Annotated in this window: 16 protein-coding genes; 11 read left to right on the top strand and 5 right to left on the bottom strand. The window is 70.4% G+C overall.

The window, feature by feature from the left end; genetic code table 11:
- Positions 1–319: 319 nt before the first annotated feature.
- Positions 320–589 carry a hypothetical protein gene (locus tag ACERZO_RS48495; protein ID WP_372672800.1) on the top strand — a complete coding sequence of 90 codons (270 nt, stop codon included), beginning with the start codon at positions 320–322 and terminating at the stop codon, positions 587–589.
- 44 nt (positions 590–633) lie between these two features.
- On the opposite strand, the gene ACERZO_RS48490 is transcribed toward ACERZO_RS48495, so the two are convergent.
- Entirely contained in the window at positions 634–756 is a 123-nt protein-coding gene (locus tag ACERZO_RS48490; protein ID WP_372672795.1) for a hypothetical protein, read from the bottom strand.
- A gap of 307 nt (positions 757–1,063) precedes the next feature.
- On the opposite strand from ACERZO_RS48490, the gene ACERZO_RS48485 reads away from it, so the two are divergent.
- The 3 genes from ACERZO_RS48485 to ACERZO_RS48475 all read left to right on the top strand — a co-directional run bounded on the left by ACERZO_RS48485 (position 1,064) and on the right by ACERZO_RS48475 (position 2,857).
- On the top strand, positions 1,064–1,276 hold the full coding sequence (locus tag ACERZO_RS48485) for a hypothetical protein (RefSeq protein WP_372672794.1): 213 nt from the start codon (positions 1,064–1,066) through the stop codon (positions 1,274–1,276).
- 105 nt (positions 1,277–1,381) lie between these two features.
- On the top strand, positions 1,382–2,269 hold the full coding sequence (locus ACERZO_RS48480; protein WP_372672793.1) for a pentapeptide repeat-containing protein: 888 nt from the start codon (positions 1,382–1,384) through the stop codon (positions 2,267–2,269).
- Positions 2,270–2,374: 105 nt separating this feature from the next.
- Positions 2,375–2,857 (top strand): DUF3592 domain-containing protein, encoded by a 483-nt coding sequence (locus tag ACERZO_RS48475; protein WP_372672792.1) that lies wholly within the window; start codon positions 2,375–2,377, stop codon positions 2,855–2,857.
- A gap of 78 nt (positions 2,858–2,935) precedes the next feature.
- On the opposite strand, the gene ACERZO_RS48470 is transcribed toward ACERZO_RS48475, so the two are convergent.
- Both ACERZO_RS48470 and ACERZO_RS48465 read right to left on the bottom strand, forming a co-directional pair.
- Complete coding sequence (locus ACERZO_RS48470; RefSeq protein ID WP_372672790.1) at positions 2,936–3,349, bottom strand: hypothetical protein; 414 nt, start codon at positions 3,347–3,349, stop codon at positions 2,936–2,938.
- A gap of 104 nt (positions 3,350–3,453) precedes the next feature.
- Positions 3,454–3,831 (bottom strand): alpha/beta hydrolase, encoded by a 378-nt coding sequence (locus ACERZO_RS48465; protein WP_372672789.1) that lies wholly within the window; start codon positions 3,829–3,831, stop codon positions 3,454–3,456.
- Between ACERZO_RS48465 and ACERZO_RS48460 the strand changes: the two genes are divergently transcribed.
- The 7 genes from ACERZO_RS48460 (at position 3,830) to ACERZO_RS48430 (ending at position 12,030) form a co-directional block, all read left to right on the top strand.
- Positions 3,830–4,699, top strand: a complete 870-nt coding sequence (locus ACERZO_RS48460; RefSeq protein WP_372672788.1) for a glutamine amidotransferase — start codon at positions 3,830–3,832, stop codon at positions 4,697–4,699. The two genes, ACERZO_RS48465 and ACERZO_RS48460, sit on opposite strands and share 2 nt — an antisense overlap.
- Positions 4,687–5,367, top strand: coding sequence for a glutamate synthase (locus ACERZO_RS48455; RefSeq protein WP_372672787.1), 681 nt, complete (start codon positions 4,687–4,689; stop codon positions 5,365–5,367). The genes ACERZO_RS48460 and ACERZO_RS48455 overlap by 13 nt, the downstream gene beginning before the upstream one ends.
- 12 nt (positions 5,368–5,379) lie before the next feature.
- Complete coding sequence (locus tag ACERZO_RS48450) at positions 5,380–6,693, top strand: FMN-binding glutamate synthase family protein (protein WP_372672786.1); 1,314 nt, start codon at positions 5,380–5,382, stop codon at positions 6,691–6,693.
- Between the two features lie 252 nt (positions 6,694–6,945).
- The gene (locus tag ACERZO_RS48445) at positions 6,946–8,286 is read left to right on the top strand and encodes an MFS transporter (RefSeq protein WP_372672785.1); all 1,341 of its coding nucleotides are present in this window, start codon (positions 6,946–6,948) and stop codon (positions 8,284–8,286) included.
- Entirely contained in the window at positions 8,283–9,671 is a 1,389-nt protein-coding gene (locus tag ACERZO_RS48440) for a flavin monoamine oxidase family protein (protein WP_372672784.1), read from the top strand. The genes ACERZO_RS48445 and ACERZO_RS48440 overlap by 4 nt, the downstream gene beginning before the upstream one ends.
- Positions 9,668–10,558: a dihydrodipicolinate synthase family protein gene (locus ACERZO_RS48435; RefSeq protein ID WP_372672783.1), complete on the top strand. Its 891-nt coding sequence runs from the start codon at positions 9,668–9,670 to the stop codon at positions 10,556–10,558. The genes ACERZO_RS48440 and ACERZO_RS48435 overlap by 4 nt, the downstream gene beginning before the upstream one ends.
- Positions 10,555–12,030, top strand: a complete 1,476-nt coding sequence (locus ACERZO_RS48430) for an aldehyde dehydrogenase family protein (RefSeq protein ID WP_372672782.1) — start codon at positions 10,555–10,557, stop codon at positions 12,028–12,030. The genes ACERZO_RS48435 and ACERZO_RS48430 overlap by 4 nt, the downstream gene beginning before the upstream one ends.
- On the opposite strand, the gene ACERZO_RS48425 is transcribed toward ACERZO_RS48430, so the two are convergent.
- Together ACERZO_RS48425 and ACERZO_RS48420 are read right to left on the bottom strand one after the other, a co-directional pair.
- Complete coding sequence (locus ACERZO_RS48425) at positions 12,031–12,684, bottom strand: GntR family transcriptional regulator (protein ID WP_372672781.1); 654 nt, start codon at positions 12,682–12,684, stop codon at positions 12,031–12,033. It lies immediately after the preceding gene.
- A 116-nt stretch (positions 12,685–12,800) separates the two neighbouring features.
- Entirely contained in the window at positions 12,801–13,013 is a 213-nt protein-coding gene (locus tag ACERZO_RS48420; protein ID WP_372672780.1) for a helix-turn-helix domain-containing protein, read from the bottom strand.
- Positions 13,014–13,034: the final 21 nt, after the last annotated feature.

Raw genomic sequence — 13,034 nt, 5'->3', positions numbered from 1 at the left:
AGCGCAGCGCGTCCCGCTCGGTCGGGCCGGACACCGCCAGCCGCCACCACGACCGGACGCGGGTGGCCAGCGCGGTGAAGCCCGACGTCATCTCGTCGTCGATCTCCAGCACCCGCCCGGCCTGCCGCGACAGCGACTGCGGCGGTTCTAGCTCAGGCTGAAGAAGGCGTTCCTCCCTATCGCTGGCACGGCTTCGGGTGGCGTTCGCTGAAGCGTTCCCGGCGTACCAGGCATATAAGAGTTCCCGTACGCCATCCGGCGCCGCCGCGTCGACGCACCCGGCGAGGAGCGCGTCAGGCTGTCCGAGGCGCTGCGCTCGGTGCAAGCGGACCTCGCGTATCACGCGGCCTGGATCGTCATCGAATCCGACCAGGTCGGCAAGGCCTTCGCGGAGCTGATCAAGCAGGTCCGCGCGACCGCCGGGACGGCCATGCACGAAGCGGGGAACGCGCCGGCGAACAATACGGACAGCGCGATGAACATCCCTCCGTCGCTCGTCGACCTCGGGGAGCTGACGAACCACGAAACCGTCTACATCGACGCGGTCCGCGCTCACCTCCGACGGCTTGCTCCGTGGTGGTCGAGATGACAACCGCTTCGTCGGGCGTTCGACCTCAGCTGGCGGGAAGCACCTCAGGCCTGCGCAGGCGGGTGTTCGCGACTCTGCTGAAGGCCAGCGATAAGGCTGGCGGCGTCTTCGCCGGGGAAGATTTGATGCACGAGATCGACCACGTCGGCGAACACTTCGCCGTCCACGGCACGATTTCGTTCGCCCGGACAACGCAATGCCGGCCCGTCAACTTCCAGGCCAGCTCGTCGGAGCACGGCCGTGACAGGCCGCGAGGTACGCCGACGCGGTGTTCATCGCCCAGCGACGGAGCTGGCACTGCTGCCGGTGGGTGTTGCGTTTCCGGTCGCCGGTGCGACACCTGTAGGTGATCGAACCGACTGAGCCCGGGTCGCCGCGGCGTCCGGTGTTGACGCCGATCCCGCGGTGGGTGATCGCCGCCGGGCTGCCGATGATGATCGTGGTCGCGGTTGCCGCGGTCTGGCTACTGCTGGGATGCGGGTCGACGGCGACAGGCTCGACGCCATCCGGACCGGCGGCACGCTCGGCGTCGGTCTCGGCGGGGTGGTGGCGCTGTGGCTGGCGGTCCGGCGGCAACGGTCGACCGAGCTCGACGTGCTCCAGAAGTACGAGGTTCACCGGCTGGCAGAACGCGCCGCGCAGGAAGCCCGGGACGACGTCATCGACCGGCGGATCACCGAGCAGTAGACCAAGGCCGTCGAGCAGCTCGGTCAGAGCGCGCCGGTCCGGCTCGGCGGCCTGTACGCGCTGGAACGCCTGGCGCAGAACAACCCCGGCCAGCGGCAGACCATCGTGAACGTCCTCTGCGCGTATCTGCGGATGCCGTTCACGCCGCCGGTTCGCTTGGCCGAGACCTTCGACGTGACCGTGCGCCGGGAGCCCTCGGTGCGGCCGGGCAAGGTCGGCGAGGACATCGATCCGCGTCATCAGGAGCTGCAGGTTCGGCTGGCGGCTCAGCGAATCCTGGCCGACCACTTGATCACCGAGGACAGCGAGAAGCGGTGGGCGGACATCGATCTGGACCTTACCGGTGCCACGCTCGTCGACTTCGACTTCCACGACCGCCGGGTGCGTGAAGCCAAGTTCGCCGACGCGACGTTCATCGGTGACGCCGATTTCTCGAACACGGCGTTCGACGGCAAAGCCACGTTCAGCCGAGCGCAGTTCACCGGCCGGGCGGAATTCTCCAACGCAGTGTTCGCCGCGGCTGCGTGGTTCTTCAAGACGTGGTTTCTCGGGAGCGGCAACTTCCGGCTCACCTCCTTTCGGTACCTTCGCTTCGAAGGCGTGAGAGCGGACGGTCCTCTCGCCTTCGAAGAGGCGAAACTTGGGATGGCCTGGTTCGGAAGCGCTTGCTTTTTCAAGGCCGTGAACTTTGCGAACGCGTCGTTCGATGACGGCGACAACGATCTTTACCGTGGAGCCGCCCGGTTCCTGGCGTCGGTGGCGCTGGTTCCTGCGAACGATGCCAGCCGCTGGCCTCCCGGTTGGACGATCGATCGCTCTGGTGGTCGAGCACGCAAACGGCGCTCGCCACGGTACGTCTCGGGCTTTGACAGGTTCGACGCTTCCTGTGAGCACGACAGTGCCGCCGTGTTCACCTCCGTCGGCGAAATTTTCCGTGGTTGCTTGGAGATGTCGCCTCGTGATTGGTTCTTCGGCCAGAGTCGAATGGACTGACAGACGACGAGGCCGACTGTACGATCGCGCGGTGGCGAGCACACCTCACCGGGAGCGTCGGCCTGGGCCGGCTCGGTCGCCCCGCTGCTTCCGGCCGGACGGCCAGTGAGCGAGCCCGAGCGCATCCCGGCTCCGTGGAAGCGGAAAGCGCCGGACCGAGCCGTCCTGGGCACCCGGGTCGTCCTCGGGATCACCCTGGCCGGGCTCGTGCTCGCGGCGGCCGTCGGCCTCGGCGCGGTCGCCGTCCAGCGGTACGAGAACGACATGCGCGGCCGGGCGCTGGAGGCGACTGCCGTGGTCACGGAGCGGGTCGACATTCGTGGTGGGTACAACGTATGGGTCCGGTTCGTCACGGCTGCGGGGCGGGAGGTCGTCGCCCTCCTTGCCGACTTTCCTCGCGATCCCGGGTTGCGTCCCGGTGAGGCGCTGCGGGTCGGCTACGACCCGCAGCGGCCGGACCGGACGCTCTGGGACGCCCGCGAGCCCCTCGACCTCTCCGGCTCTAGGAACGCGATGGCGGGCTTGTCCGCGATCCTCGCGATCGCGGCGATCACGTTCTTCGTGTACGTCCGGCTCCAGCAGCCTTAATCGGGCCTGGCCGGCCAATCCGTGGGAAGACCGACCTGGCCCCCACGGCATCCGTGTCCCGGACTCCAGGAGGCCTGGTCAGGGCGAAGTGCTCGGTGTTCCGTCGCGCCAGACGCAAGGCGTGCTGTTGCCGATGGCCAGGCGGTGGTTGACGTTGGCGCGCAGGCTCATGAGGTAGCCGTCGCGGGTGGCGTTGATGAACATGTCCGCCGGTCGGCTGTCGGTGCTGAGCGTCCACCTGTGACCCTTCCACCAGGCTCTGAGTGCGTCGAAGTAGGTGTTGATGTCCTGATTGCCGGGAAGGTTGTTGACCCAGTAGGTCACCCCGAGCAGGACTTGGCCGGTGGGTTTGCCGGAGGAGTCGGTGCAGTTCAGCGGCTGGGGTGGCAACCCTTCCAGGGTGAACCCGGGCGGGAAGGTCCCGGCAGCGGCTTCTCGGATCTGGTCACCGACGGCCTGTTGGGCTTGAGCGAGGGTGATGGTGGGTTCCATGGGGTGGTCGTCTCCGCATCCGGCAGTGGTGGCCAGCAGAACTACGAGGACCACGAGCCACCGAAGTGTCTTCGGAGCCTCCCGGTGTCCTCGCGTCGTGGCGGTCACGGTGCCGACGCACCTGCTATCAACTTCGCCATTCCTTGCAACGACCTGGAGTTGGGATCCCAGTACTCGGTATGGCCGGTGGCCGGGTCGGAGTCGAACTGGTGCCCGCCGAACCAGCTGGTAGCAGGGTCAGGGCCGAGCGGGTCGATGCGGTCGAAGGCCGGGCTGTGCAGGTTGGTCAACGCCGGCACCGGGTCCACCGCCGATTTGGTGGCGAAGAAGTGGTTGCCCATCTGATCGGGTGAGACTCCGTCGAGGTGCAGGTCCGTGGCGTGCTGGACCCCGACGCCGGGGCTGGCCACCATGACCAGGTTGTCCACCGGGAGGCCGAGGTCGCGAGCGGTCTGGCCAACGACGGAGAGGAGGCCGCCCATGTGCGGCATCGTGGGCCTGCACCTGCGCGACCGCCGGCTGTACCCGCGGCTGGGCGTGCTGCTGGAGGGCATGCTCCGCCAGGTGGAGGACCGGGGCCCCGACTCGGCCGGGGTCGCGGTCTACGGCGACCACCGGCGCTGCCCCGACGGGCATTCGGCCGTGTCGGTGCTCGCTTCCGACCTGGCCGCGCTCGACCTCCCGGGCGCGCGGGTGACGGTCGCCGGCGACACGACCATCGTGTCCGCGCCGGCGTCGGTCGACGTCGTGGTCGCGGCGATCCGGCACGTCGCGCCGGACGCGGTCGTCATCGGCTCGGGCACCGACCTCACCGTCTACAAGGGAATCGGCCAGCCGAGCGACCTCGCGCGGACCTACGACCTGGCCGATGCCCAGGGGTGGCAAGCGCTTGCGCACACCCGGATGGCGACGGAGTCGGCGGTCAACCCCCAAGGCTGCCACCCGTTCTCCGTCGGCCCGGACCAGTGCCTTGTCCACAATGGATCGTTCGCCAACCACGCGACGATCCGCCGTGAACTGCGCGCCCAGGGGGTCGAGTTCGACTCCGAGAACGACTCCGAAGTCGGCGCGCGGTTCGTCGCGCACCGGCTCGCGCAGGGGGAGGACCTGGAGAAGGCGCTGCGGGCGGTGTGCGAGCGGTTCGACGGGTTCTACACGCTGCTGGTCACCAGCGCCGACGGGTTCGCCGTCGTCCGCGACGCCATCGCGTGCAAGCCCGCCATCATCGCCGAAACCCCCGGCTGGGTGGCGATGGCGTCGGAGTTCCGCGCGCTCGCCGGGCTGCCCGGCATCGTTTCGGCCCGCATCTTCGAACCCGAACCGGAAAGGGTCTATTCGTGGACACGCTGACCGCCACCACCTGGGACCTGGCCTCGGCCACCGTCCGCGAGGTCAACGCCGAACTCCAGCGACCGGGCTGGGACGCCTACGAGATCCTGAACCCGCAAGGCGCCCACGCGCTGGCGGTCGGCCTGGACTCCGCGGTCTCGGTCGACATCCGAGGACACGCCGGGTACTACTGCGCGGGCATGAACGACCGAGCGACGATCACCGTGCACGGCAGCGCCGGCACCGGCGTCGCGGAGAACATGATGTCCGGCCGGGTCCGCGTGACCGGCGACGCTTCGCAGTCGGCGGGTGCGACGGCGCGCGGCGGGCTCCTGGTGATCGAGGGCTCGGCGTCCATGCGGTGCGGGATCTCGCTGAAGGGCGCGGACATCGTCGTCGGCGGGGACATCGGGCCGATGAGCGCGTTCATGGCCCAGGCCGGCCGGATCGTCGTCTGCGGCGACGCCGGCGACGACCTCGGCGACTCGATCTACGAAGCCAAGATCTACGTCCGCGGCAAGGTCGGGACGCTGGGCGCGGACTGCGTCGAGAAACCCCTCGGCGACGAACACCGCGCCGAGCTGGCCGCCCTGCTCGCCGCGGCCGGATTCCCCTACGACGTCACGGAGTTCCGGCGCTACGGCTCCGCGCGCAAGCTCTACCACTTCGCCTCCCACAACACCTACTGAGAGGCAGCGTCGATGACCGACCCCGCCCTGCGCGAGTCCGCGACGTTCGACCGCGCGACGATCGCCGCGATCCAGCGCGCCGCCGAGACCGGCGTCTACGACATCCGCGGCTGGGGTGCCAAGCGCCCGCTGCCGCACTTCGACGACCTGCTGTTCCTGGGCGCCTCGATGTCCCGCTACCCCTTGGAGGGGTACCGCGAGCGGTGCGGCACCGACGTCGTCCTCGGCACCCGGCACGCGAAGTACCCGCTGCACCTGGACACCCCGGTCACGATCGCCGGGATGAGCTTCGGCGCGTTGTCGGCGCAGGCGAAGGAAGCACTCGGGCGCGGCGCGTCGGAGGTCGGCACATCGACCACGACCGGCGACGGCGGGATGACCCCGGAGGAACGAGGCCAGTCGAAGCACCTCGTCTACCAGTACCTGCCGTCGCGGTACGGGATGAACCCGGCCGATCTGCGCAAGGCCGACGCCATCGAGGTCGTCCTCGGCCAGGGCGCGAAGCCCGGTGGCGGCGGGATGCTGCTGGGGCAGAAGATCTCCGAGCGGGTCGCGGACATGCGGACGCTGCCCCCGGGCATCGACCAGCGGTCGGCGTGCCGGCACCCGGACTGGACCGGCCCGGACGACCTGACGATCAAGATCCTCGAGCTGCGCGAGATCACCGGCTGGGAGAAGCCGATCTACGTCAAGGTCGGCGCCACGCGGACGTACTACGACGTGAAGCTCGCGGTGGCGGCCGGGGCGGACGTCGTGGTCGTCGACGGGATGCAGGGCGGGACCGCGGCGACCCAGGACGTGTTCATCGAGCACGTCGGAATCCCGACGTTGGCCGCGATCCCGCAGGCGGTGCAGGCGCTTGCGGAACTGGGCCTGCACCGGGAGGTCCAGCTGATCGTGTCGGGCGGGATCCGGACCGGGGCCGACGTCGCCAAGGCGATGGCGCTGGGCGCGGACGCGGTGGCGATCGGGACCGCGGCCCTGATCGCACTGGGGGACAACCACCCGCGGCACGCGGCGGAGTACGAGCGGCTTGGCTCGGCGGCGGGCTTCTACGACGACTTCCAGGACGGCCGCGACCCGGCGGGGATCACCACCCAGGACCCCTCGCTGGCTTCACGGCTGGACCCGGTCGAGGGCGGTCGCCGGCTGGCGAACTACCTGCGGGTGCTGACGATGGAGGCCCAGACGTTGGCCCGGGCGTGCGGCAAGGCGCACCTGCGCAACCTCGAGCCGGAGGACCTCGTCGCCCTGACCATCGAGGCGGCGGCGATGGCGCGAGTGCCGTTGGCGGGCACGGACTGGATCCCCGGCCGAAGCGGCTGAGCGGGCTTCTTTTTCTCTGGTTCCTCGCAGCTCACGAGCCCCGGCTACGCAGCCGGGGCTCGTTTGCGCCAGCAGTCGGTGTTGACGTGAGACAGCTCTCGTCGTACCTTCATTGGACTGATATATCAGCGCGATGTCAGATCAACTTGTGGACGAAGAGGGGAACGGGCCCGTCCGGTCCGGGTTCACGGCCGTCATCGCGTGCTCGAACGACCGGTCCCGTACTGCTCGCCTGCGTCGAATGGACAACGTATGTCTCACGCACTCGACGACGCTTCCCTGTCGTCCTTTCACAAGCGGTTAGCGATCTACTCCTCCGGAGGGCCGTTCCTCGACGGCTACATCCTCAGCATCATCGGCGTCGCGATGGTGCAGGTGACGCCCGAGTTCGGCCTGTCCGCCTCCGAGCAGGGCCTGGTCGGCGCCGCCGCTTTGATCGGCATCTTCTTCGGTGCCTTCCTCGGCGGGCGGCTCACCGACCGCTTCGGCAGGCACCTGCTCTTCACCGTCGACCTGATCGCGTTGCTCGGCTGCTCGGTCCTGCAGGCGTTCGTCCAGAACGCGGTGTGGCTGATCGTGCTGCGGCTGCTCATCGGCGTCGCCGTCGGCGCGGACTACCCGATCGCCACTTCGCTGCTGGCCGAGTTCACCCCGCGCCGCTACCGGGGCAAGCTGCTCGGCGCCTACGTCACCATGTGGTTCGTCGGCGCGGCCGCGGCCTACGTCGTCGGGCAGTTCCTCCTCGAGGTCGACGGTGGCTGGCGGTGGATGCTGGCCAGCTCCGCCCTGCCCGCGCTCGTGATCATCCTGCTCCGGCTGGGCACGCCCGAGTCACCGCGCTGGCTGGTCAAGGTCGGCCGCACCGAAGAAGCCCAGCAGGTCCTCACCAAGGTCTACGGTCCCGGGGCCACCATCGACGACCTCGCCGACGAAGGCACCACGAACGTCGGCGTCCGCGAACTGCTGCGCGCCGGCTACGGCAAGCGGATGGCCTTCATCACGATCTTCTGGACCTGCTCGATCGTGCCGCTGTTCGCCGTCTACGCCTTCGGCCCGGCGATCCTCGACGCCTTCGGCCTCGGCGGCGACCTCTCGCACATCGGCTCGGCCGTCATCACCGTGCTGTTCCTCGTCGGCTGCCTGGTCGCCGTCGCGCTCATCGACCGGATGGGCCGCCGCGCGCTGATCATGCACAGCTTCGCCTGGAGCGGGCTCGCGCTGCTGGCCCTCGGCCTGTTCCCGGGCGCCGGCACCGGCGTGATCATCACGCTCTTCGCCGCCTACGCCCTGCTGATCGGCGGAACCCAGATCCTGCAGTGGGTGTACCCGAACGAGCTGTTCCCGACCGAGATCCGCGGCTCCGCCGTCGGGCTGGCGTCGTCGCTGAGCCGGATCGGCGCGGCGGCGGGCACCTACCTCGTCCCGCTCGTCCTCTCCGGGCTGGGCATCGGCACCACCATGATCATCGCGGGCGTCATCACCCTGCTCGGCCTGGTCGTCTCCTTCGCGTGGGCCCCCGAGACCCGCGGCAAGACCCTCGCGGAATGCGCCGCGCTCGAAAACGCTTCGGTGGAAAGGAAGGTCGCGTCGTGAAGGACGTCGTCATCGTCGGAGGCGGGCTCTCCGGGCTGGCCGCCGGCTGGAGGCTGCGGCACTGGGACGCCCTCGTCCTGGAGGCCGGCGACCGGGTCGGCGGCCGGATCCGCTCCGAACGCCGCGGCCGCTACTGGCTGAACTGGGGCGGCCACGTCTTCGCCGGCCCCGGCACTGCCACGGACGCCCTGCTCAGCGAGTCCGGCGTGACCGCGGCCAAGGTCCCCGGACAGCTCGCGGGGCTGTCGATGAACGGGAAACTGCTGCTCGACGGACGCGTCGCGACCTACCCGTTCCGCGTCCCGATGCCGCTCTCCTCGCGGGTCGCGCTGCTGAAGGCCGGGCTCAAGGTCGGGACCCGGGTCGCGGAGTACGCGAAGCTGGTGCGGCAACGGCCGGGGGAGGAGCCGGCCACCCGCCAGCAGCGGATCTACGACTTCGAGAACGGCCGCAGCTTCCGCGACTTCGTCGGCGAACTACCGGAAGACGCCGAGGCGCTGTTCCGCCCGACCGTGACCCGATCGGCCGCGGACCCCCACGAACTCGCCGCGGGGGCCGGGATCGGCTACTTCAGCCTCGTGCTGAACATCGGCCAAGGCCTCAACCGCGGGATCGTGGGCGGGCCGTCGACGCTCACCGAGAGCCTCGCCGCTGCGCTGCCGGGCAGGGTTCGCCTCGGTGCGGCGGTCACCGAGATCGTCCACAAGCGACAGTCGGTCGTGGTTCGCTACCGCCAGGACGGCGCCGACCACGAGGTCGAGGCGAAGTGCGTCGTGCTGGCGACGCCGGCCACGACGGCGTACCGGGTCGCCGTCGACCTCCCGGCCGACATCCGCGACGCCCTCGGGCAGGTGCGCTACGGCCCGTACGTGAGCGCCGCCTTCCTCACGGACGAGACGTCCCCGCAGCCCTGGGACGCCGCCTACGCGATCGCGACGCCTAAGCGGTCGTTCAACATCACGCTCAACCAGTCGAGCGCGGTGCGGGCCACCGAACGGGAACGCCTGCCGGGCAGCAGCATCATGACGTTCTCGCCGGCGAGTCTCGCCCGGACGCTGCTGGAGAAGTCCGACGAGGAGATCCTGCGGACCTACACCGACGACCTCGACCACGTCCTCGGTGCCGGCTTCGGCGGCTCGGTCGTCGAAGCGCAGGTGCAGCGCTGGGAAACCGGGGCGCCGTACTGCTTCCCGGGCCGCGGCGCGCTCCAGCCCGCGCTGACCCGCCGCGACAGCCGGGTGTTCCTCGCGGGGGACTACCTCGGCACCTTGTACACCGAAACCGCGATCCAGACCGGCTTCTCCGCGGCGCAGGAGGCCGTCAGCCTCCTCGCCACCGAACGACAGCAGAGCCCCGCCCGCCTCACCGCAGGAGACCCCCGATGACCGAGCTGCACGGAGTGCTCACCGCGCTCGCCACCCCCTTCACCGACGACGGTGCCGTCGACCAGGTCCGGTTGCGCGCCTTGGTGGACCGCTCGCTCGACGGCGGCGTGCACGGCGTCGTCGCGTGCGGCTCCACCGGCGAGTTCAGCGCGCTGAGCGGCGACGAACGCCGCCTGGTCGTGGAGACGGTGGTCGAGCAGGTCGCCGGGCGGGTGCCGGTGATCGCGCAGACCGGCGCCACCAGCACCGCCGAAGCGATCCGGCTGTCGCGGCACGCCCAGTCCGCCGGCGCCGACGTCGTCATGACGGTCGCACCCTACTACGAGCCCCTGTCGCTCGCCGAAACGCTGACCTACCTGCGCGCCGTCGCGGGATCGGTCGACATCCCGGTGATGCTCTACAACCTGCCGGGCGCCACCGGCGTCGACCTCGACCCGGACACCGTCGGCGCGCTCGCCCGCGAAGTCCCGAACATCCGCTACATCAAGAACACCACGGTCGACCTCGCGCAGTCGGCGCGGCTGATCCACCACCACGGCGACGTCATTTCGACGTTCGTCGGCTGGGACAGCCTGCTGCTGGCGTCACTCGTCGAAGGCGCGGCGGGCGTGATGGCCGGGACGGCGAACGTGGTGCCCGCCGAGCTCGTCGCCGTCCACGACGCGGTGCGAGCCGGCGACCTCGCTTCGGCGCGCGAAGCCTGGGCGCGGGTCTTCCCGCTCATCGACGCGATCATGGCGCAGCCGTTCATCCCCGCGGTGCGCGCGGGCCTGGAGGCCGCGGGCTTCCCGATCGGCAAGCCGCGCGCCCCCATCGCCGGGCTCGCCGCCGACGCGGCCGCGCACATCGCGGAACTCGTATCCGCGCTCAGCCGAGTACCGGCGTGACACCGGTCGTCCACCGGGCCCGGACGGCCGAACCGCTCGTCGGCCTGACCTCGCCCGGCCGCTTCGTCGACGGCGGGTTCCGCGCGGCGAAAGCACTTCTGGACGTCGTCGATCCCTGTTCCGGCAGGGTGTTCGCGCAGATCGGCGAGGGCACGTCCACGGACGTCGACGACGCCGTGGCGGCCGCCCGCGCCGCGGCGCCGCACTGGGCCCGGACGACTCCCCGACAGCGTTCCGAGCTGCTGCACCGCATCGCCGACCGCCTGGTCGAGCACACCGGCGTGCTCACCCGCCTGGAATCGGCCGACACCGGCAAGCCGGTGGCGGTGGCCCGCGACGACCTCGAGCAGGCCGTCGACACGTTCCGCTTCATGGCCGGCGCGGTGCGCGCGCCGACCTCCGCCGCGGCGGAGCGGTACGCGGTCGACCACCTTTCGGTGCTCCACCGCGAGCCCCTGGGGGTGGTCGGGGTCGTGACGCCGTGGAACTACCCCCTGCTGATGGCGGTGTGGAAGATCGCGCCGATCCTGGCCACGGGCAACACCGTGGTCCTCAAGCCATCCGAGTACACGTCCCTCACCACGCTCAAGCTCGCCGAGCTGACCGGTGACCTGCTCCCGCGCGGGGTGCTCAACGTCGTGACCGGCACCGGGCCGGTCGTGGGCGCCCGGCTGGCCGAACACCCCGACGTCGCGATGATCGCGCTGACGGGCTCGGTGGCCAGCGGCCGCGCGGTGGCCCGCGCCGCGGCGGACTCCCTCAAGCGCGTCCACCTCGAACTCGGGGGGAAGGCCCCGGTCGTCGTCTTCGCCGACGCGGACCTCCCGGCCGCCGCGAGCGCGCTGCGGACGGCGGGTTACTGGAACTCCGGCCAGGAGTGCGGAGCGGCTTGTCGCGTGTTGGCGGAGGATTCCGTCGCCGAGGAGCTCATCGAACTGCTGGCCGAGCAGGTCGGCGGCCTCGTGGTCGGTGAGCCCGGCGCCGGCGAGGATGTCGAGATCGGCCCGCTGGTCTCGCGGGCGCACTTCGACCGCGTCACCGGCTACCTCGACCGGGCCCGCGCGCAGGGCATCCGGGCCGCCGTCGGGGGAGCGGCCCTGCCCGGCGACGGGTACTTCGTCGCGCCGACCGTGCTCGCCGACGTCCCCGAAGGCGCGGAGTGCGCACGCGAGGAGATCTTCGGCCCGGTCGTCACCGTCGAGAAGTTCCGCGGCGAAGAGGAGGCGGTCGCGAGAGCGAACGACACCCAGTACGGCCTGGCCGCCTCGGTGTGGACCGAGAACGCCCGCCGCAGCCACGCCGTCGCGGCCGGGCTGGACGCCAGCACGGTGTGGGTCAACGACCACCTGGTGCTGGCCAGCGAAATGCCCTGGGGCGGCTTCAAAGGCTCAGGCTACGGACGGGACCTGTCGCTCTACGCGCTGGACGACTTCTCCCGCACCAAGCACGTCATGCACAACCTCGGCCGCTAGTCACGCGCGGTGCACGACCGAGCGCACCTGCTCGGAGAACTCCCGCAGGTGCGCCTCGGCGGCCTCCCGCGCGGCGGGCGCATCACGGCGGACGATGGCGTCGACCACCGCGCGCTGACTGGCCAGGTGCGCGGGATCGGCCTCGCGGTCGCGCAGGCTGAGGTTCCAGATCCGCAGGGCCAGGTTCACGTACTGGTTGAGCGAGGACTCGAGGAAGTCGTTGTGCGCGGCGGCGTAGATGGCCCGGTGCACGCGCGCGTCGAGCTCGGTGTGGTCCACCCGCTCACGGCTGCCGTGCACGAGCGCTTCGGCCAGCTCGACCAGCTCGGCGCGCTGGGCCTCGGTCGCCCGCTCGGCCGCCAGCGCGGCGGCGAGGCCCTCGAGTTCGAGACGGACCTCGGTCAGGCGAGCTTCGTCGGAGAGGTTGATGGCGGCGACGAAGGTGCCTCGCCGCGGGTAGATGACCGCGAGCTTCTCCAGCGTCAGGCGGCGCAGCGCTTCCCGGATCGGGGTGAGGCCGAAGCCCAGGGACGAGCTGAGCGCCTTCTCGTCCAGGGGAGCGCCCGGCGGCAGCTCGACCGCGACGATGGCGTCGCGGATCCGCCGGTACGCCTGGTCCGCCAGCCGTTCACCGCCGACGAGGCCTTCGCTCACGGTCCACCGCCTTATCACCGGGTTGGTATCTCTACCCAGTTTATGTGCACGTGGTCTGAAATTTCACAGCACCGCCTGACTGCGGTCGGCTCGACGAGGAGCGGGGGCATGCCCGCTCATCGAGCCCCGTGGTTCTCGGCGTCGAACCGGGCCGGATCGAGGTCGTGCACCACGATGGCGACCTGGAGTATCAGCTCCGACATGCGCGTCAGCGACAGCCCGGTGAGCTGCTCGACCTTGCGGATCCGGTATTTGACCGTGTTCGGGTGGATTCCCAGCGTCGAAGCCGTCTTGGCGATCGTGGTGCCGGTGTCGAGGTAGGTGCGCATCGAAGCCAGCAGCCGGTCGCC

Origin of the sequence: Amycolatopsis kentuckyensis, assembly GCF_041679295.1 — a bacterium.
In the GTDB taxonomy this organism is placed as follows: Bacteria; Actinomycetota; Actinomycetes; order Mycobacteriales; family Pseudonocardiaceae; genus Amycolatopsis; species Amycolatopsis kentuckyensis_A.
This window is presented reverse-complemented; position numbering and strand designations above follow the sequence as displayed.

What these genes read in the sequence shown, in the direction of transcription:
- ACERZO_RS48485 (WP_372672794.1), top strand. Translation starts at nt 1,064, where the DNA reads ATGCGGGTCGACGGCGACAGGCTCGACGCCATCCGGACCGGCGGCACG.
- ACERZO_RS48470 (WP_372672790.1), bottom strand. Translation starts at nt 3,349, where the DNA reads ATGGAACCCACCATCACCCTCGCTCAAGCCCAACAGGCCGTCGGTGAC.
- ACERZO_RS48460 (WP_372672788.1), top strand. Translation starts at nt 3,830, where the DNA reads ATGTGCGGCATCGTGGGCCTGCACCTGCGCGACCGCCGGCTGTACCCG.
- ACERZO_RS48465 (WP_372672789.1), bottom strand. Translation starts at nt 3,831, where the DNA reads ATGGGCGGCCTCCTCTCCGTCGTTGGCCAGACCGCTCGCGACCTCGGC.
- ACERZO_RS48450 (WP_372672786.1), top strand. Translation starts at nt 5,380, where the DNA reads ATGACCGACCCCGCCCTGCGCGAGTCCGCGACGTTCGACCGCGCGACG.
- ACERZO_RS48445 (WP_372672785.1), top strand. Translation starts at nt 6,946, where the DNA reads ATGTCTCACGCACTCGACGACGCTTCCCTGTCGTCCTTTCACAAGCGG.
- ACERZO_RS48435 (WP_372672783.1), top strand. Translation starts at nt 9,668, where the DNA reads ATGACCGAGCTGCACGGAGTGCTCACCGCGCTCGCCACCCCCTTCACC.
- ACERZO_RS48420 (WP_372672780.1), bottom strand. Translation starts at nt 13,013, where the DNA reads ATGCGCACCTACCTCGACACCGGCACCACGATCGCCAAGACGGCTTCG.